This is a genomic window from Rhodococcus wratislaviensis (genome assembly GCF_900455735.1).
Classification (GTDB): Bacteria; Actinomycetota; Actinomycetes; order Mycobacteriales; family Mycobacteriaceae; genus Rhodococcus_F; species Rhodococcus_F wratislaviensis.
In genome coordinates this window covers 101,960-127,351 of sequence record NZ_UAUI01000011.1, presented here as the reverse complement: position 1 = coordinate 127,351, position 25,392 = coordinate 101,960, and the positions used below count along the sequence as shown (strand labels likewise).

The following is a 25,392-nucleotide window of genomic DNA, read 5'->3' as shown; positions in this document are numbered from 1 at the left end:
GTGATTCACCCTTCCTGTTGCAGATGGATGCGGAGACCGGGCGCGGACACGGTCAGCGTGGCGTAGCGACCGGCGCGCTCGAGCAATCCCCGGGTGAGGCTTTCGTAGGGTGTCGACGCTTCGTAGGGCTGCACGTCCACTCTCCGCGGGACGGTCGCGACCGTGACTCCGGCTATCCACGCGAGCAGAACGTCCTCATCGGCAGCAAGATCCGCTTCGATTGTCGGGGAGTCGGATTCGGACGTCAACACCGAGCCGACACGCGCCTGGAGTTCGACGCGTTGGTCACCGTCCACCGTGCCGTACACGCCCTGCAGCAACCTGCGAAGAACCGGACGGAGGGTCTCGTATCTCTGTTCCCCACCGAAGTGGCACATCGCCTGTTCGGCTATCGCCCGGGCGAAGGGGGCCACCATCGGCGGCGCGCCCATGTCACGGCGCACGGCCGCGCATTCGGCGGCAAACTCGTGCAGGTCGGCCCACTGTCCGCGCTCACGCAGGGTGCTCCGGAAGTAGGCCGCCACCTCACCCGGCAGCTGATGGACATACGTCGCCAGATCGAATGGCCACGGGGTTGCCGCGGGCAAGCCTTCCTGATCGGCGATCACGGCGAGGATCGCATCGGCGGACTGCAGAGCGTCGAGGTCGGGCAGATCCTGAACGTCGTCACGTCGCAGGACGCGGACCAAGGACGGCAGCGACGGAAGGGAGGCGCCGTTGGCGACCGAGGGCAGTGCGGTGTCGATGCCGCGGACGCCGAGCCGGCCGGCCTCGAGGGCGACGACGGTCCCGAGTGCGGTGTGGCATCGGGTGTGGAGGTCGAGGGGAGTGTCACCGAGCGCCGACACCAGTGCAGGGACGAGGGTGTGCGCCCGGTCCGGTGTCAGGACTCCGCTCTCGTCTCGCAGCATGACTCGGTCGGCGCCGGCAGCGGCGAGCGATGCGGCGCGCTCCGCATAGGTTTCGTCGGACACTCCGTCGTCGGCTGTATAGGGAAGCGCGGCAATGGCGGTCAGTCCCACGGTGGTGGCAGATTCCAGCGCGGCCTTGAGACGGACCGGATCCAGCAGCGGATCCAGCAGGACTACTTGCCGCAGGCCCGCTGCGGCCAGTGCCGTCAGCCAGCGGTCGATCGCCGTGGGTCCGAGGACGTCGGCACCCGGCCGCCCATGCCCGGTCAGCAGGTTGACGGTGGCCCGCAGCGGAACCGGGCCGTAGTGTCGATGGGCGAGTTCCACCCGCTGCAGCGGGTGTTCGCCGCGGGCCATGCATTCGTCCAGGACTGCCGGGCTCAGCACCTCGACCGCCGCGAGGCCACTGGACGACAGCGCGGCGGCGGGGGCGAGGACCATCCGATTATCCAATGCACCCGCCCATACCGCGGCCTGGCCGTCGGTCAGGCTGGTGTCGGTGAAGGTGAGCCGGTGGCTGCTCATGCCGATGCTCCTGCCTCTGTGAGGGACTGACGAAGGAAGGTGTCCTCGACCCATCGGGTGGTGACCGCTCCCGCGGCGAAGTCGGGGTGCGCGAGCACCGAGTGGTGGAACGGCGCGGTGGTCGTCGGACCGTTGACCGTCAACTCGGACAGGGCCGTGCTCATCTTCTCGATCGCCTCGGCTCGGGTGGGGGCGTGCACGATGATCTTCGCGAGAAGTGAGTCGTAGTACGGCGACACCGTGTATCCCGAGTAGCAGTGGGTGTCGACCCGAACGCCCGGCCCGCTCGGTGGTACCCACTCCTCGACCAACCCGGGACTGGGGAAGAAGCCGCGATCGGGGTCTTCGGCGTTGATGCGGCACTCGATCGCATGACCGTCCAGGACCACCTCGTCCTGCGTGAAAGACAGCGGCAGCCCGGATGCGATACGGATCTGCTCGGCCACCAGGTCGCGCCCACTGATCATTTCGGTGACGGGATGCTCGACCTGGATGCGGGTGTTCATCTCCAGGAAGTAGTAGCTGTTGTCTCGGTCGTCGACCACGAACTCGACGGTGCCCGCACCGACGTAGTCCACGTTCCGGGCGAGACGAACCGCGCTCTCGCCCATGGCTGCCCGCTCGTTCGTCCCGAGCACGGGCGAGGGTGCCTCCTCGATCAGCTTCTGATGCCGCCGCTGCGTCGAACACTCTCGCTCACCGAGGTGGACGACGTTGCCGAACTGATCACCGATGACCTGGATCTCGATGTGCCGTGCGCGTTCGATGAACTTCTCGACGTACAGGGTGGGATCGCCGAACGCCGATTGCGCCTCCGACGACGCGGACCTGAACAGTTCCGGAAGTTCCGCCGCCGAGCCCACGACCCGCATGCCGCGGCCCCCGCCGCCCGCGGTCGCCTTGATCAGCACTGGAAACCCGATCTCCGTGGCGATCGCCAGAGCCTCGTCCGGATCGGACACCGCCCCCGAGCCGGGCACGCAGGGAACCCCGGCCTCCGATGCCAGGCCCACCGCCGTGATCTTGTCGCCCATGCTGTCGATCGACTCGGGTGTCGGGCCGATGAAGATCAGGCCGGCGTCACCGCAGGCACGGGCGAACGACGCTCGTTCGGACAGGAATCCGTAGCCGGGATGGACCGCGTCACAACGGGTCTGCTTCGCCGCCCGGATCAGCAGGTCCGCGCGGAGGTAGCTGTGGGTCGGCTGCGGCGGGCCGAGGACGACGACCTCGTCGGCCATCCGCGCGGCCAGGCTGTCGACGTCCGCGTCGGAGACCCCGACCACGGTCTCGATGCCGAGGTGACGGCACGCCCGGATGATGCGGACCGCGATCTCGCCGCGATTGGCGGCGAACACTCTCCGGATGTCGTGCCGAACGACTGGGATGTCACCGGTCATGCTGCGGCCTCCGGCTCGGTGGGATCGACGATCATCAGGATCTGCTCGTGCTCGACGGCCTGACCGTGCTCGACGAGGATCGAATGAACCCGGCCCGCTGCCGGCGCCGGGACCGTGTTGAACATTTTCATCACCTCGATCAGGCAGAGTGTCGCGGAGGCGTCGATCTGCTGGCCCTCTTCCACGAACGGCGGCTGGGTCGGTGCCGGTGTGCGGTAGAACGTGCCCGGCATGGGTGCCCGGATGGCGATCATCCGATCCGGGACTTCGGAGGGTGCCGGGCTGCTGCTCGCGGTGACCGTGGCGGCCGGCGCGGTCGCCGGCGTCGGCACGGCCGGGGCCGCGGTGGCGGTCGTCGGCGCGAGAGCTTCGACCGGCAGCACACTCACCGGCGCGGCCCCAGGCTTGCGCGCCTGCAGGACGACGTCGCCGATCCGGAGGTCCAGCGAATCGAGATGCTCTGCGGTGTCCAGTAGTTCAAGAATGCGTCGGACGTCTGCGTGTTGGAGATTCATGGTCTGCTCCTCGTAAGTGGCTTTCGCGATGAGGTGTTCGGTCAGGCGCGCATGGTGCGTGCGGTCGTGCCGAGCTGTGCGGGCAGGATTCGGTATGCCTGACGTACCCATTCGCACAGCATCGGACGGGTGTCGCGGGGGTCGATGACGTCCTGGATTCCGAACCTTTCCGCGGTTCGGAACGGGTTCTCCACGGGTTGGAACCGCGCGTAGAGTTCGGCCCGGAGCGCGTCCGGGTCATCACTTTCGGCCAGGGTGCGTCGGTAGGCGGCCTCGACGCCGCCCTCGATGGGGATCGATCCCCAGTGCGCCGTCGGCCAGGCGAGACGCCGATTGATACTGCCACCGCCTATCGGGCCGTAGGCGGCGCCGGCCAGTCCGTAGGCCCGACGCACGAACAGCGAGAGCCAGGGCACGCGAGCCTGCTCCAGGGCCATGGCCGTCCTGATGCCCTTGCGGAGGGTGCCCTTCTGCTCGGCGTCGCGGCCGACAAACGTGCCAGGCTGGTCGATCAGGTTCACCACCGGCAGGTGGAACGTGTCGGCCATGTCGACGAACCTGGTGATCTTCTCGGCGGAATCGACGGTCAACGATCCGCCGAGCCACATCGGATCGTTCGCGAGGACCGCCACGGTGCGACCGTCGAGACGGGCGAGCATCGTGATCTGAGACTGTCCGAAATACCGTCCGATCTCGAACAGGCTCCCGTCGTCGAAGACCGAGGCCAGCAGCTTGCGCATGTCGTACGAGTACTGCTTGATCTCCGGGATCGTCGTGGACAGGGCCTCGTCACGACGATCCACCGGATCGGCGCAGGCCCTCACCGGGGGGAGCTCGTGAACGCTCGACGGAAGGTACGACAGGAATCGGACGACGTCGTCGAGTGCCTCGAATTCGTCGGCCGCCTCGTTGTCGACCACACCCGATGCACGCGCGTGCACACCCGAGCCGCCGAGCTCGGCGTTGGTGACGTCCTCGCCCACCGCCTTCTTCACGACTGCGGGTCCACCCGCAAACAGGTAGGAACCCTCGGCCGTCATGATCGACAGGTGACTTGCGCATACCCGGACCGCGCCGAGGCCTGCGGCTGCGCCGAGCGCGACTCCGACGACGGGAACTGTGGCCAGCAACTCCACCATCGGCCAGTGCGGGTATCCGGGAATCTTGGTGGCAGACATCTGCTCGAGAAGGTTGACGCTGCCGCCGGCGGTCTCGACGAGCCGGATCACCGGCCAACGGTACGTCAACGCCAGTCGCTCTACGTACTGCCATTTTTCGGGGTTGGTCGCTTCCGACGATCCCCCTCGGACGGTGAAGTCCTCGGCGACGACGATGACGTCCCGACCGTCGATCTTCGCCTGCCCGCACACGACATTCGACGGCTCGACCGAGATCAGCTGCCCTCGTTCGTCGTAGCGGGCTGATCCGGTCATCATGCCGATCTCGCGCCACGTTCCTTCGTCGACGAGCCGTTCGATGCGTTCACGCGCCGTCAGTCGGCCGCGCGCGTGTTGGCGCTCGATCTTGTCCGGGCCGCCCATCGCCAGAGCGAACTCACGGCGCTTGGCGATCTCCGCTTCGAACCACGGCCGGCCGGTGCTGTCCGCTGCGCTGGTGCCGACGGTCAGGACCGGGGCCACCGCTCCGGATTCGATCTGGGTCATGACGAGATTTCCTTCTGTCAGGGATGGCGGTCAGCGAAGCGCCGCGGCCGGCAGTACGTCCGCGAGGTGGGCGCGCACGTGGTGGGTGGAGCGGGCCACGAGGACCCCTGCGTCGGCGAGCGCTGCGCACTTTTCCTGCACGGTGGCGCCGTCGGCGCTGCGCGGCGCGTGACCGAACGGCAGAGTCGTCGGGAGGGAATCGCCGGCGCGCCCTGCCACCATCGCGATGACCGGCACGTCGATTCGGCCGTCCGCCACCGCGACTGCCAGGTCGACTTCCTGGCCGCCGGACGGTTCGCCGAACACCACCACAGCACGGGTGTTCGGGTCGCTTGCGGCGAGTTCGACGCCTTCGGTGAGGGTGGTTCCGACCGCGGGCGTGCCGCCGATGGACATCTGCACGCTGGTTCCCCATCCCCAGTTGCGCATCAGCATCGCCAGTTCGGAGGCCATGCCGCCGCTGCGAGAGACGATGCCGACCGAGCCGGGCGCGAACCGTTGCCACGGTTCGTCGCCGCCGGGGCAGCCGATTCGGCCCACGCCGGGGACGACGACGCCTTGGGAGTTCGGTCCGATGACGTGGCAGTGGTGCTCTCGCGCGACCTCGAGCGCCCGGAGCCAGCGATGCTGCGGGATGTTCTCCGAGCTGACCACGATCAGTTCGATGCCCGCCTGTGCGGCTTCTACTACCGCATCCGCGGCGGCGTGCGGCGGCGCGTAGCTCATCGCGACCCGGGAGTCTGTCGCCGCAACTGCTTCCGCGACGGTGTCGAAGACCGGCACGCCGTGGACCGCGGAACCACCCTTGCCGGGGGTGACACCGGCGGCCACGTCGACACCCGAATCGAGCATCCACCGGGTTTCCAGCTGCCCTTGCCTGCCGGTGATGCCTTGCACGAGAAGACCTGAACGGGCTTCGAGAAGTTCACGAATCATCGGACGAGCCCTTCCAGTTCCTGCGATGACTGCTCCATCGCGGTCAGCAGTAGGTCGCATGCGTCTTCGAGCGAGGCTGCGCGATCCAGGACGAGAGCTCCGGGCAGACGCCGGCGGAGGACGGCGTGCGCCTCCGCTTCGTGCGGGCCGGCCAGCCGGACGACGGTCGGCACCCGTGTCGAGTCGAATCCGGCCCGATCCGCGGCAGCAGCGAACTCCACCGCCACGTCACGGGCATCGGCGAGACTCAGCACGGCGCCGCCGAACAGCACCCCGCGAAGCCCGGGGACGGAGAGCGCCGAACTGAACAGAGTCTGCAGCTTCGCGCTACCGGCACCCGGTGAGGCGTCGAGGTAGCACGCGGGACGGATACCGAGGTCGGTCAGGTAGTCCAGGGCGAGAAGCCCCGCACCGCCGCCGGTGATCATGCAGGCGACGTCGCCGTCCAACTCGAAGAACTTGATGCCCGCCCTGTTCGGTTCGGCGGTGTCGGCCTCGCGGACCGCCAGCTCGCGCGGGGTGGGCGCGCGGTCCACGACGGGGTCGGGTTCGACCAGTCCCGACGGGCGGAGTGTCTGCGCGTCGGGATGACCGTGAGGGTCGAACTCGACCGCCACACCGACGGCGACCAGTCGCTGACCGTCCCAGCGGAACGGGTTGACCTCGACGAGGACGGCCTCCGCGTCGCAGAAGGCGGTCCACAGGACCTGCAGGGCACTGTTCAGCGCGGTCCGCAGCCCGGGATCGTTCACGGCGGCCCGGTCCAGCAGGTCGGTGACCATCGGGTCGTTGATGCCTCGGGAAAGTCCGACCGTCACGGCTGCCGCCTCGTGCGCGTCGAATCCGATACCTCCGGTGGCGCTCACCCGCACGACGGCCCCGCGTGCGCTCTCGTCCAATGCGATGGAGAGGTAGCACTCGTCACCTTCTACGTACTCGTCCACCACCGCGGGCGCACCGCTCCGAAGGGTTGCGGCGACGGCGGAGGACAGCTCGTCCCGGGACCTGCAGATGTGCACGAGGCCGGCGAGGCCCTTGCCGCTGCCGGCGACGTCGGGCTTCACAACCCACGGCGGGCCGAACGCCGGCCCGTCCGGTGCAAGCTCGTGCTCATCCGTCACGACGACCAACTCGGGCGTCGTCAGGCCGACCCTGCGCAGCCATGGCATTGCGGCGCTCTCAGTGGCGCGGGGCATCGCGTCTCCTTCGTTTGGGGCCCTCCCCGGGCCTCTCGATTCGTTTCCCAGTGTGATCCGGGTAACTGATTCAAGGAAGTGAGCGCGAGCGACCGGGGTGATTGCCATCGTCGATCACTCAGGTCTAGGGTCGCGGCATGAGGTCGGAGCAGATGCGCTATCTGGAGGCGGCGATCCGCCTCGGTTCGCTGCGCAAGGCTGCTCAGGAGGTGGGCATCGGGCAGCCGACTCTCAGCCAGCAGATCCGGCGACTCGAGGAGGACCTCAACGTCGTCCTCTTGATCCGTCGCGCCAACGGGGTTCTTCCCAGCGCGGAGGCCCGGATTCTGCTACCGCACATTCGACAGGTGTTGCAGGCCGATCGCGCTCTCCGCGAGGAGGCGGGGCTGATCAACGGGCTGCGCAGCGGCAGCGTGCGCCTGGGCGCAGTCACCACGGCCAGCCAGATACTTTTACCGAGAGTGGTTCCGCTCTATCGGAACTCGTTTCCCAACGTGCGATTCTCGGTGTGGGAGTCCGGCTCCCAGGGTGTGCGCGACAGCGTCACGAACGGCGAACTCGACCTCGGGCTCGTCGTGAGGGCCAACGACCCGGCCTCCGACGCAAGCCTCACCGCAACCGATCTGATCTCCGACGAGGTCGTGCTGTGCGTATCCCGGCGACATCCTCTGGCCGGCAAGTCGACAGTGGGAATTCAGGACCTCGCCGGCCAGTCCTGGGTGGTGTCCGCGCACGGTTTCGCCCTGCGGGAGTTGGTGGACACCGCGTTCGCACCGCCGGCACAGGACATCGTCTACGAAACGACGAACCCGCACACCAGCCTGCTCATGGTCGCGGCCCGCGTGGGTATCGCCATGTTGCCCCGGCATACGCTCCGCGACCACTGCGCCGACGAAGTTGTCACTCCTGCAACGGATTGGGAGCCGCCTCAGCTGACCGTCTGCATGATCAGGCGGTCGGACACTCAGCCGGCACCGGCGGTGCGCAAGCTCATCCAGGCATTGCGCGAGGTCAGCGCGGACTGGTCCCGCGACCACCCGATCGTCAGGTAAGTGATCGCGCCGCTGCTCTCGCCTGATCACCCCTCACTCTGCGATTCCACGACCCACGCCGCGATCTGTGCACGTGAATTGAACCCCAGCTTCGTCAGGAGATGTTCCACGTGCCCCTGTGCGGTGCGGGGCGAGATCACCAGCCGAGCGGCGATCTCCTTGTTGGTCAGTCCCTCGGCGACGAGTGCGGCAACCTCACGCTCCCGCTTCGTCGGCGTGGGCGACGGACCGCCGGACGTCGGCGAGGGCGAAACCTGCTCGCCCAGTGCGTAGGCGACGGCTGCGTCGAAACCGAGCGCCGCACCCTTTCGGTGGGCCGCGGCGAAAGCCTGCTCACTCATCGCCTCTCGCGTTCGGCGTTCGCACTCGTCCTGGTACACGCTCAGGCCGGGCACCAGGACCGTCGAACTGCCCACCGACCGCGTGAACTCGTCTGCGGCGCCCAACAATACGACCGATCGCTCCATGTTCCGCTCCTCGGCGGCGATCCACGCGAGTGACCGCAGGCACACGCTGGCACTGAGTCGGTCGTTCACCCGGCGGTCGATCTGGAGCGCCTGCCCGAGGAGCCGGACCGCCCGTGCTCTGTCCCCGAGCCGCCACACCGCAACGGCCAGCGCCCACAACGAATACGACCGATACACCGATTCGCCGTGCGCCTCGGTGATCGCGAGGACGCGCTCATGGCATTCGATGGCTCGTTCGGTGTCGTTCAAGAGGTCGTGCGTCATGCCGAGCCCCACGACGGCGGCGACCTCGTGGAGGTCGTTGCGTGCCGCGAACCCCTGGACGGCCTCCTCGAGGTGTACGCGCGCGTCGGGAAGGCGCCCCGCGAACAGCGCCGCGTATCCGACCGCGTGTTCGGCGTGCGCGCGGACCACCGGATCGGTCGTCTGTGCGGCGACCGCCTGCGCCTCTTCGGCCAGTGTGTCCGATACCGGTATGTCGCCCTGCACGCCTGCCAGCACGCTGCCGGCGTAGAGCGCCTTGGCGCGATCGACCGAGGGCTCGGCCGGCTGCCCGGGCAGGAGGCGGCCGAGCCAGCGTCGTCCCTCTCTGAACAAACCCCGGGACAGCCAGAACGGGTACATGGCGGCTGCGATCCGAAGTCCGGATTCGGGACTGTCGGACACGCAGAAATCCAGCGCCTCGCGGATATTCGGTTGTTCCCGGCCCAGACGGGCGATCAACTCGAGCTGCCGGGAACTGATCCATTCGGATTCCGCCTCGACGGCCAGCCGCTCGCACCAGTCACGGTGCCGACGGCGAAGCTCGGTGTAGTCGCCACTCTCCTGCGCCTTTTCCCGCCCGTAGGCGCGGACGGTCTCGAGCATCCGGAACCGCACCGCGGTACCCGACTCTTCCCGCGTCAGGATCGACTTGTCGACGAGGAACGTCACCGTGTCGAGAAGGTCCTCGGCATCGTCACTGCCGCAGACCTGTTCCGCAGCCTCGAGTTCGAAACTGCCCGCGAACACCGACAGCTGCGCCCACATCCGTTGTTCCGCAGGGGTACACAGGTCGTAACTCCAGTCGATGCACATCCGCAACGTCTGTTGCCGCGACGGCGCGTCCCTGCTGCCACGAGTGAGCAGCAGGTAGCGGTCGGTGAGGCGTTGCAGGATCTGGTCGGGCGTCATCGCGCGAAGTCGTGCGGCTGCCAGCTCGATCGGTAGGGGCAACCCGTCCAGCCGCTGACATATTCGGGCGATGGTGACCTTGTTGTCCTCGGTGAGCTCGAATCCCGGGACGGCGGCGGCGCCGCGTTCCGCGAACAGGGTGACCGCATCGTTGCGGGGCAGCCCTTTCGGCAGGTGATCGGGATCCGGGGCGGGCAGTGGGGGGATCAGGAGCGTGGATTCCCCGCCGATCCCGAGCGGTTCGCGACTCGTCGCGAGAATCCGCAACCGAGGGCATGCGCGTAGCAGGGTTTCTGCGAGCTTCGCCGCAGCGGCCACCACCTGCTCACAGTTGTCCAGCACGAGCAACAGCTCACGCGGGGCAAGGAACTCGACGAGCACCTCGTGCGAGGGGCGCGCCGATTGGTCGCGCAATCCCAGTGCGGCCGCCACTACCCCCGCCAGTAGCGAATCATCGAACAGCTCAGCCAGTTCCACCAATGTCACACCGTCGGAGAAGTTCCGTTGCGCTTTGGTGGCGGCACGCAGAGCAAGCCGGGTCTTGCCCACCCCGCCGATTCCGGTCAACGTCACCAGCCGGGCCGTCGACAACAAGTTCGTCGCCTCGGCCAGCTCCGTGCGGCGATCGACGAAGCTGGTCAGCTCCAGCGGAAGTCCACCCGTTCGGCCCGAATCCGCCGGTGACCAGGAGTGCCGGACCGAGGCTCCGCCCTGCACCGCGGCCGGTTCCGCATGCATCGCCATCTCGTCGACCGGGAACCCGTGATGACGTTGGGACTCACGGAGTTGCCGACCCAGTTCCACGGCGGAGGGCCGGACCCCGGGTTCGGCAGACATGGCACGTTCGACGATCGCGCTGACGTCCTCGGAAATGCCGTGCACGCGCGGGTCCGGAACCGGCTCGGCCGTGATTCGCAGGAACTGTGCCATCAGTTGCTCACCGCTGCGTCGTTCGAAGGCCGCATGACCGGTGAACGCAGCGAATAGGGTGGCGCCGAGCCCGTAGACGTCGGCGGCAGGAGTCGGGGGCTCGCCGGCCACCACCTCGGGGGCGGTGAACGCCGGCGAACCCGTCACGATGCCGGACGCGGTTTCGAACCCGCCGGCGATGTGGGCGATGCCGAAATCCGTCAGCGCCGGCTCGCCGTAGTCGGTGATCAGGATGTTCCCTGGCTTGACGTCGCGATGAAGGATCCCGAGGCGGTGCGCCGTCTCGAGGGCGCCGCCCATCTTCACCCCGAGTCGCAGCGCCTCGTCGGGCGGGAGCGGTCCGTGGCGCCGGATCCGCTCGTCGAGAGAACCCTGAGCGTGGTACGGCATCACGATGAAGGGCCGACCGTTCGCGGTGACACCGGCGTGGAGAACAGTGACGATGTTGGGGTGACCCGTCAACCGGCCCGCCGCATGCTGTTCTCGCAGGAACCGTGCCCGGTTCTCCTCGTCGAGGTCGGCAGTGAGGACCTTGACCGCCACGGTGCGATCGAGCGCAGCCTGGGTGCACCGGTACACGACCCCGAATCCGCCGCGGCCGATCTCCTCGGCGTCCTCGAATCCGGCCGCCGCCAACTCCGCCTTGACCGAACCGGACACGTCGCGTTGCGTCGCGAACGGATCGACCTCCGTCATCGACTACATCGATTCATCCCGCTCGAGGCACTGCCGACGAATGCCACACTGCTCACCTCTCGACGATGTACCCCAGGATATCGCCGCACGACCCGGCCCGGCGCCGAAGATCGCAGCAGGCTTCGGACCAACCACCCGCTTTCCAACCTCCCGATCCGTGCGCCCAGCGGCTCCACTCCTCTATCCAGCCACGACAGTGGACCGCCGAGCCGCACCGCGGCGAAGTCGACGAGAAGGGTGAACACGGAGTTGGCTGCACAGCCGAAGGCGAACCGGGTGGCTCGGAAAGAAGCCGCCCGGTCGCCCTCAGGTCGTGCGCCGGCGCACACGTCCCACTGCGGTCGTTATCGCAGCGACCGCAAGCCCACGCGAACCTCGTCCACCAAATGCTGGGGCTGCTCCCAGGCGGCGAAGTGCCCGCCCTTGTCGAGCTTGTTGAAGTGGATGAGGTTGGGGTAGGCCTTCTCTGCCCAGCTGCGCGGTGCTTGATAGAGCTCGTCGGGAAAGACGCTCACGGCAACCGGGATGGAGACGCTACCGGCGGCGAAGAACGGGGCCTTGTTCTCCCAGTAGAGACGAGCCGCTGACAACGCCGTGTTCGTCAGCCAGAACAGGGTGATGTTGTCGAGTACATCGTCTCGCGTCAAGCCTTCGGGCTGTCCCGCGAAGACCCGCGAGATCAGCGCCAAACTCGCCGGGTCGTGGTCGATCATGAAGGCCGCCAGACCGACCGGTGAATCCGCCAATCCGATCAGTGTCTCCGGGCGTGACCCCATCTCCACGGCGTAGCCGATGTGCTGATAGAAGAATGCCAGCTGGTCGCACGCAGCCTGTTCGTCGTCGGACAGATCGGATGGCACGGGATGCCCGGTGAGGAGCGCCTGGTCGATCTCGGGTGGAACCACCTTAGCCATGTTGGTGTGAATGCCGAGCAGTTCCGGCGGTGCCTGCACCGCCATCGCCTCTGTCACGATCGCACCCCAATCCCCGCCCTGTGCCACGTAGCGGTTGTACCCGAGGCGTTTCATCAGCTCCACCCAGGCACGTGCGATGCGGTCGGGGCCCCAGCCGGTCGTCGTGGGCTTTCCCGAGAAGCCGTAGCCGGGCATCGACGGAATCACCAGATGGAAAGCATCCGATGCGTCGCCACCGTGGGCGGTGGGATTGGTCAGGGGGTCGATGATCTTCAGTTGCTCGACGATCGAACCGGGCCACCCATGTGTGACGATGAGCGGCAACGCATCCTCGTGCTTCGAGCGGACGTGAATGAAATGGATGTCCAACCCGTCGATCTCGGTGATGTACTGCGGCAGAGCATTCAGCTTCGCCTCGACCTTGCGCCAGTCGTATTCCGAGGCCCAGTACTGCGCCAGTGCCTTGCTCGTCGCGAGCGGTGTGCCCTGCGACTGATCGGCGACGGTCTCCGTTTCGGGCCAGCGGGTGGCCTCGATGCGCTCACGCAGCGCCTCGAGTTCGGTTTCGGGGAACTCGACTGTGAACGGCCGGATGGTGACGTCGGTTGTGAAAGACATGGAGGTTTCCTTGCTGTGTTGGTGTTGGTCGAGAAGGGGTTTCGTTGCATTGGTGACCCTGGCGGGACCAGGGAGCGATGACGTTGGTTCGGCCCTCGGGGAGCCTTCGACGGTGCGACCGTCTACCTTGGGTTGCTGCTGATCCAGCCGTCGAGGATCTCGTTGCCGATGGTGAGTTCGGCGCGGCGGTCCTGCCTCTGCTCGCGTTGACGGTCGTGCCGGCGCTGCTGCTGCATGGGGTTGTCGTGATCGCGGGGGATGTCGTGGCTGACGACGGCCGCGAGGGGGATGGGTGCCGGTGTGCTGGTGGATGCGGCCGAGACGCCGGCGGGGATGATGCCGACTGCGGCGGCGGCGACTCCGACGGTGGCGAACCGCTTCCAGGAGGTGCCGGTGGTGTGTGCCTTGGCTTGGTGGGGGTGTGTGCTGTTCATGCCGATAAGACTCGCAATTGCTGGGCGAGTGGAACGGCGAAGATCTACGTGCTTCACTACCCGCGTTTCCTACGCAGGTACCTGCGGGGACCAGCGAAGCCTTCGATGACTTCAGCCCGATCAGCACCCAACGCATCGGGTGGTACTGCCCGAATTACGGATTTCGGGACTCGATGCTCTCCTGGCGGGCGATCCAGGCGGCAAGCTGCGCGCGGGATCGATGTCCGGTCTTCGTGAGGATCCGATCTACGTGTCCTTCTGCGGTGCGGGGCGAGATGACCAACTTTTCCGCGATCTCCTTGTTGGTGAGTCCCTGGGCCACCAGCTTTCCCACTTCTTTCTCACGAGGTGTGAGTTTCACCTTCGCTGAAGGAGTGACCGGCGCCGCTGGCTCGGACGTGCGCTTGTGCAACGCGAATTCAATCGACGCGAGGTGTTCGAGACGTTCACCGGCCCGGGATTCTTTCTCGAATGCGGCGTCACCCAGCAGCTGACGGGTGCGTTGTTCGTAACGAGTCCGCGTGCGGATCAACGTGTCGTTTCCGAAGAGTGGAGAGCTCCCCATCTCGCCGCACAGTGTGCGCCCGATACCGAGCAGGCGGGCGGATCGGACGGGGTTTGCTTCCTCGATCGCGATCCACGCCAGAATCTCGGTGCATGTACTCACGCCCAACCAGTCACTCAATGACTGCTTCAGTTCGAGCGCTTCTTTCAACGAGTCCGAAGCGTCCGGGTACTTGCGCTGGGTCCAGAGGGCAAGTCCGCGGGCCCACAGCGCCCATGACGTCGAGAAGTGCTCCTTCAGCGACTTACCTGCGGCGATGGTTTCGTCCGCCCAGGCAAGGGATTGTTCCAGGTTTCCGGACAGGCAGTGCACTAAAGCGAGCTGAGCGCCGCCCAGCAGTGTCAGAGAATTGACTTCTCCTGACTCGGCGTGAAGTGCCATGCCTGCAGTCAGGTACTCCAGTGCGACGTCGAGATTTCCGTTTCCGAGCATCTCCGCCGCACCCCGGAACTGAACTGCAAACGCCTGGGCGGTTCGATCACCGATCGCTTCCGCGACGGCGCTGCATTCCAGCAAATACTGCTTGGAGGTCGGGTTGTCGCCCTGAACCATGGCGTTCCACGCGATCACCCAGAGCGCTTTCGCCCTCTCGCTGCTCGCCTCCCGGTCTGCCTCCAAGGCCCGGGACAGCCAGTACCGCCCGTCGCGCAGCAGACCACTCGCGTTCCAGAAGAACCACAGCGCACCCGCCATCCGGAGACCGATTCGGGCCTCCCCTGGCGTGGACAGGCAGTACTCCAGCGCCGACCGCAGATTCGCCCGCTCGTGCCGCAGTCGACGGTTCCATACCAGCTGCCCTGATCCCAGTGACTGCGCCTCGCTGCGTTCGGACAAATGCAGGAAATAGTCTCGATGATTCCTGCGCCACGTGTCCTCGTGGCCTTGCTCGGCAAGTTTCTCGGCCGCGTAGTCCTTGATGCTTTCCAGCAGTTTGTATCGAACTGTCGATCCGGATTGGACGGTGGAAATGACCGATTTTTCGACAAGACTGGAGATCAGGTCAAACGCGTCCGGAACCATTTCCTGATCTGTGCAGACGCTCTCGACCGCATCGAAATCGAAGCCGCCCGCGAAGACGGACAGCCGCGCCCACAGGACTTGCTCCTCCGGCGAGCATAGATCGAAGCTCCAATCGATGGCGCCACGCAGCGTTTGATGGCGCACCGGCCCGCCACGGTTTCCTCGGGTCAGAATTTCGAACAGTGCTCCCTCGCGCGACAGGACGCGGTCGAGGGGAAGGGACCTGATCCGGACCGCTGCGAGTTCGATCGCCAGAGGGATGCCGTCCAGCCGCTGGCACAGGCGTGCAACCTCCAGGCGGCTCACGTCGTCGAGGGTGTATCCGGGGACTACGGAGGCAGCGCGTTGCTCGAAAAGATCGACCGCCTCGGAATGAAAGCTCTTGGCGTTCTGTCCGTCGGCGAGTTCAGCTTCGTCGGGGACCGGCATGGGGGGTACCTCGAACACGGTCTCACCCAGCACACCGAGAGGCTCCCGACTGGTTGCCAGGATCTCCACGCGGTCCGACCGCCGAACAATCTCGGCGGCGACGCTTCCGCTCGCCTCGATCAGGTGCTCGCAGTTGTCCAAGACGATGAGTGCATGTCTTCCACCGAGGAATTCGAACAGGAAGTGACTACCGTCCGCATTCATTCCGTCTCGAATGTCGAGCGCCTCTGTAATCGCGCTGACGACAAGGTCTGGGGTGGAGATCGAGGCGAGATCCACAAACCAGACGCCGCCGGTGTAGGTTCTGCGCACTTCCGAGGCGACCCGGCACGCCAGCCGGGTTTTCCCTACCCCACCAAATCCGGTGAGGGTCACTATCCGAGAATCCGACAGACGCGCCTTGACTGCGGCTACTTCATTGCGGCGTCCGACGAAACTTGTCACCTCGCGAAAGAATTCGTGTGCATGGGAGACGAGTTGGTGAGGCGGCGGCACCATCACGTTCTCCTTTGGCTGCACCGTTCCCGCCTCGGCGTACAGTGCCATCTCGTCGACGGGAAAACCATGGAGGCGTTGAGATGCTCGGAGTTGCTGACCGAGTTCCGTGGCGGAGGGGCGGCTCGCCGGGGTGCCGGACATGGCACGTTCGATGATCGTGCTGACGTCCTCGGGGACACCGTGCTTTCGTGGGTCCGGACCAGGCTCGGCGGCGATCCTCAGGAACTGGGCAACCACCTGCTCCCCGCTGCGGCGTTCGAAGGCAGCGTGACCGGTCACCGCAGCGAACAGCGTGGCACCGAGGCCGTACACGTCGGCAGCAGCACTCGGGGGTTCGCCGGTCACCACCTCGGGGGCGGTGAACGCCGGCGAACCCGTCACGACGCCGGCGGTGGTTTCGAACCCGCCGGCGATTCGGGCTATGCCGAAATCTGACAGTGCCGGCTCCCCGTAGTCGGTGAGCAAGATGTTCCCGGGCTTGACGTCGCGGTGCAGGATCCCGAGGCGGTGGGCGGTCTCGAGGGCACCGGCCATTTTCACCCCGAGCCGCAGCGCTTCGTCGAGCGGGAGCGGTCCGTGGCGCCGAATCCGCGCGTCGAGTGAGTCCTGGGCGTGATACGGCATGACGATGTACGGCCGACCGTTATCGGTGACACCCACATGGAGCACATTGACGACATTGGGGTGCCCGGTCAGCCTGCCCGCCGCGCGCTGCTCGCGCACGAATCGTTCCCGGTTCTGCTCGTCGAGGTCTGCGGTGAGGACCTTGATTGCCACGGTGCGGTCGAGCGCCGCCTGGGTACAGCGGTAGACGACGCCGAAACCACCGCGCCCGATCTCTCGAGCGTCCTCGAATCCGGCAGCCGCCAGGTCGGCCGTCACCGAACCCGACGCGTCGCGTTGCGTCGCGAAGGGATCGATGTCAGTCATCGACTACATCGATTCTTACGGCCCGAGCCACTGTCGAAGGAAATACACCACTGCTGGCCTCTCGAGGATGTACCAAGGATATCGCCGACTACGCCCACTCGGGGCGGGGTTCTCTCGGGATTCCCTTCAAGGGGCGACGACGCCTCCGACTTCGGGGAACGCCGACTGCATCGCCACCCGCAAAGTTCGTGTTACGCGCAACTAAACACCCGCGCACTCGTTCCCGGGGCCTCGCGCTCTCGTGCGCGTCCGGCGGGGTCACTCGGGCGAAACTTTTCCTGCCCGAAGCGAGTAGCCCCGCACGTCGGCGGGTACCCGGCATCCACGCTGCCCCGGGCTCGACGGCCCCGAGTGGCAGCCAGGCCCCCTGACCGGTCCCCCTCGGCTGGGAGGCCGTCCGCCGCTCGTGGCCGGGGACGCCCCCCTCTTCCTCGGCCGCGGGCGGCTCCTCGTGCATCGCGCGCGGTGCTGTCAGGACGAGGCACGCTGTGCTGGCGATGGGGCGAGTGCCGCCCGAACCATGTGTAACAACTTCGCCGACAACAGAAGTGGAACATTCCGGCACTACCGGATACGGTCAGGGGCGTCAGATTTTCGCCGGACTCCAGTCGGGCGCCTCGACGAGGGCGACCTGCTTCAGGAGGTTCGCCGCCCGGCCGACGCCTTCGAGGGAATTGACGAGTGCGTCCTCGTGCTCGATGTTGAGGGTGCCGTCGTATCCGACCGCGCGAAGGTTGTAGACGAAATCCGCCCAGAACGTGGCGCCGTCCGGGTGGCCGAGACCGAGGGTGACGTAGTTCCAGGCCCGCCCCAGCGGATCGGTCAGGGGCCCGGTGTCGAGGAGTCCGTCGCGCTGCGCGGTCCAGGCGTTGATGCGAATGTCCTTCGCGTGCACGTGGAAGATCGACGTTCCGAGGGCGCGAATGACGGTGGGGATGTCGGCGCCCATCCACATCAGGTGGGACGGGTCCAGGTTCGCGCCCACCACGTCGGCGCCCGCGCTGTCGATCAGCCGGAGCATCGCCGAAGCGCTGTGCACGAGTTGGCCTCCGCACGCTTCGACGGCGAGCTTGACGTTGTGGTCCCGGGCGAAGGCGGCGAGTTCCTTCCAGTAGGGGATTGCGACCTCGTTCCACTGGTAGGCGAGGACGTCGAGGTTCTCCGGCGGCCACGCCGTGGTGATCCAGTTGGGGTTCGTGTCACCCTTCGCGCCCGGCAGTCCGGACATGAGGACGACGGTCGGGACGTCGAGTGCGCTCGCGAGTTCGACGGTCTTGCGGATGACGGCGTCGTGCGCCTTTCCCGAGACCGGATGCAGTTGGTTGCCGTTGGCGTTCAGGGCGCTCAGTGTCAGACCCCGGGTGGAGATCTTCTCGGCGAACTCGGCGCGGGCGTCCGCGGACGAGACGAGTGCGTCGAGGTCGGCGTGCGGCGCCTCCGACCAGTTTCCCGTTGCGACCTCGACCGAGTTCAATCCGTGTTCCTGCGCGAGGTCGAGTGCTGTCTCGAAGGGCAGATGGCTGACCGAGTCGGTGATCAGTCCTATTTCCATACCTGTTCTTCCTCACACTCGGCGTCCTACAACTAGTACGTTCTAGTCCTCCTATTTGTCAAGACATTCTCAGCTGTGACTGTGCAGTGGTGTTCCCGCGAGAGCGAGGTGTGCCTCGCCGAGCGCTTCGGCCTGGGTGGGGTGCGCGTGCACGAGGGTGGCGACCTCGTCGGGGTAGGCACCCCAGTTGACGATCAGTTGGGCCTCGCCGATCAGTTCGCCCACGCGTTCCCCGACCATGTGGATACCGACGACCGGTCCCTCCGTCGCTCCGGCCCGCACCAGTTTGACGCCGCCGCTGGTTCCGAGGATCTGACTCTTGCCGTTGCCTGCGAGGTCGTAGACGACGGTGGCGACGTCTCCGTGCCGCTCGCGGGCCTGGTCTTCGGTGAGCCCGACCGACGCGACCTCGGGGTTGGAGTACGTCACCCGGGGGATGCCGCTGTCCTCGATCGAGGTCGGGCTCAGGCCTGCGATTGTTTCCGCGACGAAGATGCCCTGCTGGAAGCCGCGATGCGCGAGTTGTGGTCCGGCGACGATGTCACCGACCGCGTACACGTCCGGCTGTGAGGTGCGCAGCGAGTCGTCGACCGTGACGAAACCGCGGGAGTCGAGTGCGACGGAGTTCTCGGTGAGTCCGATGCCGGCGGTCCGGGGTCCGCGGCCGACCGCGACGAGGAGCAGGTCCGCCTCCATTGTGTCGCCCGATTCCACGGTGACGCTGACCGTGCTCTCGTCCTGGACCGCTTTCGCGAATCGGGTGCCGGTCATGATGGTGATGCCGCGTTTGCGGAGGGCCCGGGTGAGTTGCTTCGAGGACCACTCGTCCTCGGCGGCGACGAGCCGGGGCAGCGCTTCGACGATCGTGACGGCCGCGCCCAACGATGCCCAGATACTGGCGAACTCGACTCCGATCACGCCGCCGCCGAGTACGACGACGCGCTTCGGGAGCTCGGGAAACGTCAGTGCTTCGTCGCTCGTGAGGATTCGGCCGCCGATCTCGAGTCCGGGCAGGCTCCGGACCTGCGACCCGGTCGCCAGGACCAGCGAGGCGCCGGTGATCGTGCGGTCGCCCGCGTGGACGGTGCGGCCCCCGCCGTAGCGGCCGGTGCCGTGCACCACCTCGATCTTGTGGCTGCGAACCAGCCCCTGCAGACCCTTGTAGAGGCGTTCGACCGTCGCGTTCTTGTAGGCGTGGACACCACCGAGGTCGATCCCGTCCAGCGTCGCACCGATCCCGAGGGCCGACGCGTGCGTGACGGTGTCGGCGACCTCCGCCGCATGCACGAGCGCCTTGGTGGGGATGCACCCTCGGTGCAGGCAGGTGCCGCCGACCTTGTCCTCTTCGATCAGGGTGACGGTCTTGCCCAGTTGCGCGGCGCGGAAGGCGCAGGCGTACCCGCCGGATCCACCGCCGAGAATCAGGACGTCCGGTTGGTCGGACATGGGAGAACTCCCTCGGTCGGGCACGCCATGGGACGTGCAGCAAAGGTCGAGTGGACTGGTTTCAGCTCAGTGCGATCAGGGTCAACGGGTCCGACAGGATCTGGCCGATGGCCGCGAGGAATTTCGATCCCTGCTCGCCGTCGACCAGTCGATGGTCGAACGACAGGCTCAGTGTGGTGACCGACCGCAACGCGATCTCTCCCTGGTATTCCCACGGCTGCCTGCGGATCGCCCCGAAGCACAGGATCGCCGCCTCGCCGGGGTTGAGGATGGGTGTGCCCGCGTCGATACCGAAGACACCGACATTGGTGATCGTGATCGTGCCGTCGGCCAGATCGGCGGGCCCGGTCTTGCCCTCCTTCGCCGTGGTCGTCAGGTCCGACAGGGCGATCGCGAGGTCGCGCAGACCGAGGGTGTGGGCGTTCTTGATGTTCGGCACCATCAGCCCGCGCGGGGTGGCGGCCGCGATGCCGAGATTCACGGCGCGTTTGAGGACGATCTCCTGGGCGTCCTCGTCCCAGGACGAATTCAGGGTCGGGTTGGTGCGCAGCGCCACGAGTAACGCCTTGGCCACCAACGTCAGTGGGGTCAGCCGCACGTCGGTGAAGTGTTTCGTTTCGCGCAGCTGATCCAGTAGGTCGAGCGTCGGGGTGACGTCCACCGTGACGAACTCGGTGACGTGCGGGGCGGTGAATGCGCTGCGGACCATCGCTGCGGCAGTGTGTTTGCGGACGCCCTTGATCGGGATGCGTTCCTCGTCGGCGTCCGGCGGGACGGCAACCGGCGACGTCGTCACCGGGGTGGCGGTGCGATGGCGCTCGAGATCGTGCCTGGTGACTTCACCGCGCACCCCGGTTGCGTCCACTTCGGCGAGGTCGACTCCGTGTTGTTTCGCGGCGAAGCGCACGGGCGGAGAGGCCAACGGCCGCAACGGAGCCGGGGCAGCTGTGATCCCGGTTTCCGCCACCGGACGCCGCTGCCGGCGCCGGCTGGACGAGTCCTCGGCCACGCCGTAGCCGACCAGGACCGGGGTCCGCTCGGCCGGGGCTGCGGGCGCGCTCGGCTCGGGTGCGTCCGCCGGGTCCTCGCCGGCGACGGCGACGTCGATGAACGGGCTGCCGACGTCGACGGTCGTCCCTTCCTCGGCGCGAACCGCGACGACCGTTCCGGCGTAGGGCGAGGGCAACTCCACGGAGGCCTTCGCCGTCTCGACCTCGGCGATGATCTGGTTGAGCGTCACGGTGTCGCCGACCTTCACCAGCCAGGTCAGCAGTTCGGCGTCGGTGAGGCCCTCGCCGAGGTCGGGCAGCAGGAATGTCTTGACAGTGGGCATGGGAAACTCCTGGTCCTACGCGGTGAAGGTGCGGTCGACGGCGTCGAGGATGCGGTCGACGTCCGGCAGGAAGTGCTCTTCGAGTTTCGCCGGCGGATACGGGACGGTGAAGCCGCCGACGCGGGCCACCGGCGCTTCGAGGTGATAGAAGCAGCGCTCGCTGATGCGGGCAGCGATTTCGGCACCGATCCCGAGGAACACGGGTGCCTCGTGCGTGACGACCAGGCGTCCGGTGCGCTGCACGGACGCGGCGACGGTGTCGACGTCGAGCGGGGAGAGGGAGCGCAGATCGATCACTTCGATCGATCTTCCCTCGCCCGCGGCGACTTTCGCGGCTTGGAGTGCCGTCGTCACGAGCGGTCCGTACGCGACGACGGTGGCGTCGGTGCCCGGGGCGACCACCCGGGCCTTGTGCAGGGGGCTCGCCTCGGCAGCCGGGTCGATCTGCCCCTTTTCCCAGTAGCGGCGCTTGGGTTCGAAGAACAGCACCGGATCATCGGACGCGATGGCCTGCTGAATCATTGTCTGCGCATCGGCGGCATTGCTGCAGGTCACCACGCGAAGACCCGCGGTCGCGGCGAAATACCCCTCCGGCGACTCGGAGTGATGCTCGATCGCGCCGATGCCGCCGCCGTACGGGACGCGGATGGTGATCGGCATCTTCACGTTGCCGCTCGTGCGGTAGTGCAGTTTGGCGACCTGCGAGACGATCTGGTCGAAGCCGGGGTAGATGAACCCGTCGAACTGGATCTCGCACACCGGCCGGTATCCGCGCATCGCGAGACCGACTGCGGTGCCGATGATCCCGGATTCAGCGAGCGGGGTGTCGATGACACGGTTGGGACCGAAGTCCTTCTGCAGTCCATCGGTGATGCGGAAGACGCCGCCGAGTTTGCCGATGTCCTCTCCCATGAGCACGACCTTCGGGTCGTTCTCGAGGGCGCGGCGCAGGCCGGCGTTCAGCGCCTTGCCGAGCGGGAGCGTGGTCGGGACGGCCGCGGAGATCGCTGTGCTCATGCGTCGGTTCCTTCGAAACTGTCGAGGTAGGCGGCGAACTGGCGCCGCTCTTCGTCGACGAGGGGATGGGGTTCGGCGTACACGTTGTCGAACAAGGACATCGGCTCGGGTTCGACGGTCTCGAGGCAGCCGCGGCGCAACGCCGCTGCGGTGTCGTCGGCGCGCTGCTGCACGGCGGCGAGGTAGTCGTCGTCGATCGCGCCTGCCGAGTCGAGAAGGGCGCGGATGCGGTCGAGGGGATCCTTGCGTTTCCATTCCTCGTCGAGCGCGGCCGGCCGGTACCGGGACGGGTCGTCGGACGTGGTGTGCGGGCCCATCCGGTAGGTGACCGCCTCGATCAGGGTGGGTCCGCTGCCTTCCCGTGCCCGTTCGAGCGCGGCCCGGGTCACGGCGATCACGGCGAGGACGTCGTTGCCGTCGACGCGCACGCTGGGAACACCGAAGCCCCGGCCCCGCGCGGCGATACTCACCCGCGATTGCAGACTGACCGGTTCGGAGATCGCCCACTGGTTGTTCTGGCAGAAGAACACCACGGGCGCGTTGAAGCTCGCGGCGAACCCGAAGGCCTCGGAGATATCGCCCTGACTGGTGGCGCCGTCGCCGAAGTAGGTGATCGCGGCGCCGTCGGAGCCGTCGAACTGCATGCCCATCGCATACCCGGTGGCGTGCAGCGCCTGCGCGCCGACGATGATCGCGGGGGTCGTCATGTTGTATTCGAACGGGTTCCAGCCCGAGTGCGTCGACCCTCGCCAGAACCTGAGCATGTGGGTGGGATCGACGTCGCGGCAGTACGCGACGCCGTGTTCGCGGTAGCTGGCGAAGACGAAGTCGTCCGGACCGAGGGCGCGCGCCGACCCGACCTGCGCCGCTTCCTGCCCCAGCAGCGGAGCCCACAGACCCAGTTCGCCCTGACGCTGCAGCGCGGTCGCCTCCGCGTCGATGCGCCGCACCACGACCAGGTCTTCGTACAGCGCGCGCACCGCAGGTATGTCGACATCGTCGACGTACCGGGAGTAATCCGGATGATCCACTCGCGCACCGGCTTCGGTGACCAGCTGCACTACATCGTCATTGTCGAACACGAAAACCTCCGAAAGAGATGTCGCGGGAGAGTGGCCGCCCGCGGGTGACCGCTTCGGTCAGAATGTTGCATTCACACAATCATCAGGATTCATCATGCGCAAGTGGTGTCGTACAAAATGAGCAGAATGCTCAACTATCAAGCTACGAACTCTGGAATACTGCGCTACATGACGAAACTCGATCGGACCGACGCCCGACTGCTGCTCGCCCTGTGCGACGCGCCTCGCGCCACCGGGGTGCAATTGGCATCCCTACTGGGAATGGCACGGAATACCGTGCAAGCAAGGATGTCTCGCTGGGAAGAGCAACGCGTGCTCGCACCCGTCGACCGCTGCGTGTCACCCCGCGACCTGGGATACCCCCTGCAGGCGTTCGTCACCGCGGTGGTCGACCAGCATCGCCTCGAGGATGTCATCGAACACCTGCGGGACATCGCCGAGGTCGTCGAGGTCGTCGGCATCTCCGGTGCGGCGGACCTGCACATCGGCGTGGTCGCAGTCGATGCAGACGATCTGTACCGGGTCGCCGGTCTCATCCTCGCCGTGCCCGGGATCGAGCGCACCACGGTGTCCGTCGCGATGCGCGACGCCATCCCGTACCGAACCCGTCCACTGCTGGAGCGGATCGCCGAGGAGCAATGATGAAGGCGCGGCCCACAGTTGGGCCGCGCCTTCGCGAGTTCACCGGCTCGCGGCGACAACACTCCCGCTGATGTCTTCGTCGCTGCGAGTGGGACTTACCCGCGATCTGAGCACGAGAACCAGCACCACGGCGACGAGCATGACCGCCCCGACGACCCACAGGCCTGCGCGTGAGTTCCCGGTGGCGTCGAACAGCCACCCCGTGACGTACGGGGCGCCGAAACCGCTCATGTTGCCCACGGAGTTGACGACGGCGATACCTGCGGCGGCACCCGCGCCGGTCAGGAACGTGCTGGGCAGGTACCAGAACACCGGCAGGGCGCAGAACACACCGACCGCATTGACGGTGACCGCGATCATCGTCGTGAGCGGCGACTGCATGTACAGGGCCACCGGAATGGAGACGGCTCCGATCAGGGTGGGGACGGCGACGTGCCAGATCCGCTCACCGGTCCGGTCGGAGTGCCTGCTCCACAACACCATTGCGACGGCACCGACCGCGAACGGGACCGCAACGATCAACCCGGTGGTGAACAGCGAGAAGTCGGTGTCGAACGTCTTCTTGAAACCGGCGACGATGCTGGGCAGGAAGAAGCTGAGCGAGTACAACCCGTAGGTGATTCCGAAGTAGACGAGCCCCAGCATCCACACGCGCGAATCTGTCAGCGCCCGGCGCACCGACCCGCTGATATGGGAACCGGATTCGGATGCCTCGGATTCGAGTTCGCGAGTGAGCCACACCTTTTCGTCCTCGTCCAACCATGTGGCCTGCGAGGGCCGGTCCGTCAGGTAGAACCAGGTGACCACCGCGAGCACGAGGGCGGGGATCCCTTCGAGCAGGAACATGACACGCCAGCCGGACAATCCGAACAGCCCGTCCCAGTATTGAATGATGGCGCTCGACAGCGGGGCTCCGAGCGCCGACGAGACGGGGAGCGCGAGAAGGAACAGACCCATCAGCCGGACCCGATAGGCACGGGGAAACCACAGCGTGAGGTACAGCAGGACGCCGGGAAAGAATCCCGCCTCGGCGATACCGAGCAGCATCCGCAGCGTGTACAGCGAGCCGGCATTGGGCACGAAGGCCATCGCCGCCGCGATGATTCCCCACGTGAGCATGATCCGGGCGATCCACCGGCGTGCCCCGAACCTGTGCAGCGCGAGATTGCTCGGCACCTCGAACAGGAGATACCCGATGAAGAAGAGACCGGAGGCCAGACCGAACATGGTCTCGGTGAGCCCGAGTTCCTCGCTCATGGTCAGCTTCGCCAGCCCGATATTCGTGCGGTCGAGGTAGTTGACGAAGTAGGCCAGGCCGAGGAACGGAATCAGCCGCCGAGCGACCTTCCGGACCACCCTCGCCTCGATCTCGGGTTTCTGCAGTACAGACGACATGAATGACTCGGCTTCCTGAAGAGTGGGCGCCCGACCGGGCAACGTGATGCAG

General features: G+C 66.7%; 18 protein-coding genes. 2 read left to right on the top strand and 16 right to left on the bottom strand.

From position 1 onward, the window contains the following. Positions 1–5 precede the first annotated feature (5 nt). The 6 genes from DTA22_RS14320 to DTA22_RS14290 are packed head-to-tail and all read right to left on the bottom strand — an operon-like array spanning position 6 to position 7,147. Positions 6–1,436, bottom strand: coding sequence for a hypothetical protein (locus tag DTA22_RS14320; RefSeq protein WP_160118508.1), 1,431 nt, complete (start codon positions 1,434–1,436; stop codon positions 6–8). Further along, complete coding sequence (accC, locus tag DTA22_RS14315; RefSeq protein ID WP_112299838.1) at positions 1,433–2,836, bottom strand: acetyl-CoA carboxylase biotin carboxylase subunit; 1,404 nt, start codon at positions 2,834–2,836, stop codon at positions 1,433–1,435. Before accC ends, DTA22_RS14320 begins: the two co-directional genes overlap by 4 nt. After that, positions 2,833–3,351, bottom strand: a complete 519-nt coding sequence (locus DTA22_RS14310) for an acetyl-CoA carboxylase biotin carboxyl carrier protein (protein ID WP_160118507.1) — start codon at positions 3,349–3,351, stop codon at positions 2,833–2,835. The genes accC and DTA22_RS14310 overlap by 4 nt, the downstream gene beginning before the upstream one ends. Positions 3,352–3,392: 41 nt before the next feature. After that, positions 3,393–5,015, bottom strand: coding sequence for an acyl-CoA carboxylase subunit beta (locus tag DTA22_RS14305; protein ID WP_112299836.1), 1,623 nt, complete (start codon positions 5,013–5,015; stop codon positions 3,393–3,395). Between the two features lie 30 nt (positions 5,016–5,045). After that, the gene (locus DTA22_RS35925; RefSeq protein WP_160118506.1) at positions 5,046–5,912 is read right to left on the bottom strand and encodes a CoA-binding protein; all 867 of its coding nucleotides are present in this window, start codon (positions 5,910–5,912) and stop codon (positions 5,046–5,048) included. A 35-nt stretch (positions 5,913–5,947) separates the two neighbouring features. After that, positions 5,948–7,147: an ATP-grasp domain-containing protein gene (locus DTA22_RS14290; RefSeq protein WP_160118505.1), complete on the bottom strand. Its 1,200-nt coding sequence runs from the start codon at positions 7,145–7,147 to the stop codon at positions 5,948–5,950. Positions 7,148–7,284: 137 nt separating this feature from the next. Here DTA22_RS14290 and DTA22_RS14285 point away from each other — a divergent pair, with 137 nt between their 5' ends. Continuing rightward, positions 7,285–8,199, top strand: coding sequence for a LysR family transcriptional regulator (locus DTA22_RS14285; RefSeq protein WP_245973426.1), 915 nt, complete (start codon positions 7,285–7,287; stop codon positions 8,197–8,199). Positions 8,200–8,225: 26 nt separating this feature from the next. On the opposite strand, the gene DTA22_RS14280 is transcribed toward DTA22_RS14285, so the two are convergent. The 9 genes from DTA22_RS14280 to pdhA form a co-directional block, all read right to left on the bottom strand. Then, positions 8,226–11,465 (bottom strand): protein kinase domain-containing protein, encoded by a 3,240-nt coding sequence (locus tag DTA22_RS14280; RefSeq protein ID WP_112299834.1) that lies wholly within the window; start codon positions 11,463–11,465, stop codon positions 8,226–8,228. Between the two features lie 344 nt (positions 11,466–11,809). Next, complete coding sequence (locus tag DTA22_RS14275) at positions 11,810–12,997, bottom strand: epoxide hydrolase family protein (RefSeq protein WP_112299833.1); 1,188 nt, start codon at positions 12,995–12,997, stop codon at positions 11,810–11,812. Positions 12,998–13,119: 122 nt separating this feature from the next. Next, the gene (locus DTA22_RS14270; protein ID WP_112299832.1) at positions 13,120–13,431 is read right to left on the bottom strand and encodes a hypothetical protein; all 312 of its coding nucleotides are present in this window, start codon (positions 13,429–13,431) and stop codon (positions 13,120–13,122) included. A 154-nt stretch (positions 13,432–13,585) separates the two neighbouring features. Beyond that, positions 13,586–16,873, bottom strand: a complete 3,288-nt coding sequence (locus tag DTA22_RS14265; protein WP_112299831.1) for a protein kinase domain-containing protein — start codon at positions 16,871–16,873, stop codon at positions 13,586–13,588. A 586-nt stretch (positions 16,874–17,459) separates the two neighbouring features. Beyond that, on the bottom strand, positions 17,460–18,425 hold the full coding sequence (locus DTA22_RS14260; protein ID WP_112299830.1) for a sugar phosphate isomerase/epimerase family protein: 966 nt from the start codon (positions 18,423–18,425) through the stop codon (positions 17,460–17,462). Positions 18,426–18,494: 69 nt separating this feature from the next. Then, positions 18,495–19,871, bottom strand: a complete 1,377-nt coding sequence (gene lpdA / locus DTA22_RS14255; protein WP_112299829.1) for a dihydrolipoyl dehydrogenase — start codon at positions 19,869–19,871, stop codon at positions 18,495–18,497. Positions 19,872–19,932: 61 nt separating this feature from the next. Beyond that, a complete protein-coding gene (locus DTA22_RS14250) occupies positions 19,933–21,204 on the bottom strand; it encodes a dihydrolipoamide acetyltransferase family protein (RefSeq protein ID WP_112299828.1) in 1,272 nt (423 codons plus the stop codon). Between the two features lie 15 nt (positions 21,205–21,219). Beyond that, positions 21,220–22,221, bottom strand: coding sequence for an alpha-ketoacid dehydrogenase subunit beta (locus tag DTA22_RS14245; protein WP_112299827.1), 1,002 nt, complete (start codon positions 22,219–22,221; stop codon positions 21,220–21,222). Next, complete coding sequence (gene pdhA / locus DTA22_RS14240; RefSeq protein WP_037242952.1) at positions 22,218–23,303, bottom strand: pyruvate dehydrogenase (acetyl-transferring) E1 component subunit alpha; 1,086 nt, start codon at positions 23,301–23,303, stop codon at positions 22,218–22,220. The genes DTA22_RS14245 and pdhA overlap by 4 nt, the downstream gene beginning before the upstream one ends. A 168-nt stretch (positions 23,304–23,471) precedes the next feature. Here pdhA and DTA22_RS14235 point away from each other — a divergent pair, with 168 nt between their 5' ends. After that, on the top strand, positions 23,472–23,945 hold the full coding sequence (locus DTA22_RS14235) for an Lrp/AsnC family transcriptional regulator (protein ID WP_016881876.1): 474 nt from the start codon (positions 23,472–23,474) through the stop codon (positions 23,943–23,945). A 39-nt stretch (positions 23,946–23,984) separates the two neighbouring features. On the opposite strand, the gene DTA22_RS14230 is transcribed toward DTA22_RS14235, so the two are convergent. Further along, entirely contained in the window at positions 23,985–25,340 is a 1,356-nt protein-coding gene (locus DTA22_RS14230; RefSeq protein WP_112299826.1) for an MFS transporter, read from the bottom strand. Positions 25,341–25,392: the final 52 nt, after the last annotated feature.

Excerpts from the sequence above, each read along its gene's own strand:
- accC (WP_112299838.1), bottom strand. The coding sequence starts at position 2,836 with ATGACCGGTGACATCCCAGTCGTTCGGCACGACATCCGGAGAGTGTTC.
- DTA22_RS14230 (WP_112299826.1), bottom strand. The coding sequence starts at position 25,340 with ATGTCGTCTGTACTGCAGAAACCCGAGATCGAGGCGAGGGTGGTCCGG.
- DTA22_RS14265 (WP_112299831.1), bottom strand. The coding sequence starts at position 16,873 with ATGACTGACATCGATCCCTTCGCGACGCAACGCGACGCGTCGGGTTCG.
- DTA22_RS14270 (WP_112299832.1), bottom strand. The coding sequence starts at position 13,431 with ATGAACAGCACACACCCCCACCAAGCCAAGGCACACACCACCGGCACC.
- DTA22_RS14250 (WP_112299828.1), bottom strand. The coding sequence starts at position 21,204 with ATGCCCACTGTCAAGACATTCCTGCTGCCCGACCTCGGCGAGGGCCTC.
- DTA22_RS14235 (WP_016881876.1), top strand. The coding sequence starts at position 23,472 with ATGACGAAACTCGATCGGACCGACGCCCGACTGCTGCTCGCCCTGTGC.
- DTA22_RS14245 (WP_112299827.1), bottom strand. The coding sequence starts at position 22,221 with ATGAGCACAGCGATCTCCGCGGCCGTCCCGACCACGCTCCCGCTCGGC.
- DTA22_RS14290 (WP_160118505.1), bottom strand. The coding sequence starts at position 7,147 with ATGCCCCGCGCCACTGAGAGCGCCGCAATGCCATGGCTGCGCAGGGTC.
- lpdA (WP_112299829.1), bottom strand. The coding sequence starts at position 19,871 with ATGTCCGACCAACCGGACGTCCTGATTCTCGGCGGTGGATCCGGCGGG.
- DTA22_RS14310 (WP_160118507.1), bottom strand. The coding sequence starts at position 3,351 with ATGAATCTCCAACACGCAGACGTCCGACGCATTCTTGAACTACTGGAC.
- DTA22_RS14280 (WP_112299834.1), bottom strand. The coding sequence starts at position 11,465 with ATGACGGAGGTCGATCCGTTCGCGACGCAACGCGACGTGTCCGGTTCG.
- DTA22_RS14320 (WP_160118508.1), bottom strand. The coding sequence starts at position 1,436 with ATGAGCAGCCACCGGCTCACCTTCACCGACACCAGCCTGACCGACGGC.
- DTA22_RS14275 (WP_112299833.1), bottom strand. The coding sequence starts at position 12,997 with ATGTCTTTCACAACCGACGTCACCATCCGGCCGTTCACAGTCGAGTTC.
- DTA22_RS14285 (WP_245973426.1), top strand. The coding sequence starts at position 7,285 with ATGAGGTCGGAGCAGATGCGCTATCTGGAGGCGGCGATCCGCCTCGGT.
- DTA22_RS14260 (WP_112299830.1), bottom strand. The coding sequence starts at position 18,425 with ATGGAAATAGGACTGATCACCGACTCGGTCAGCCATCTGCCCTTCGAG.
- DTA22_RS14305 (WP_112299836.1), bottom strand. The coding sequence starts at position 5,015 with ATGACCCAGATCGAATCCGGAGCGGTGGCCCCGGTCCTGACCGTCGGC.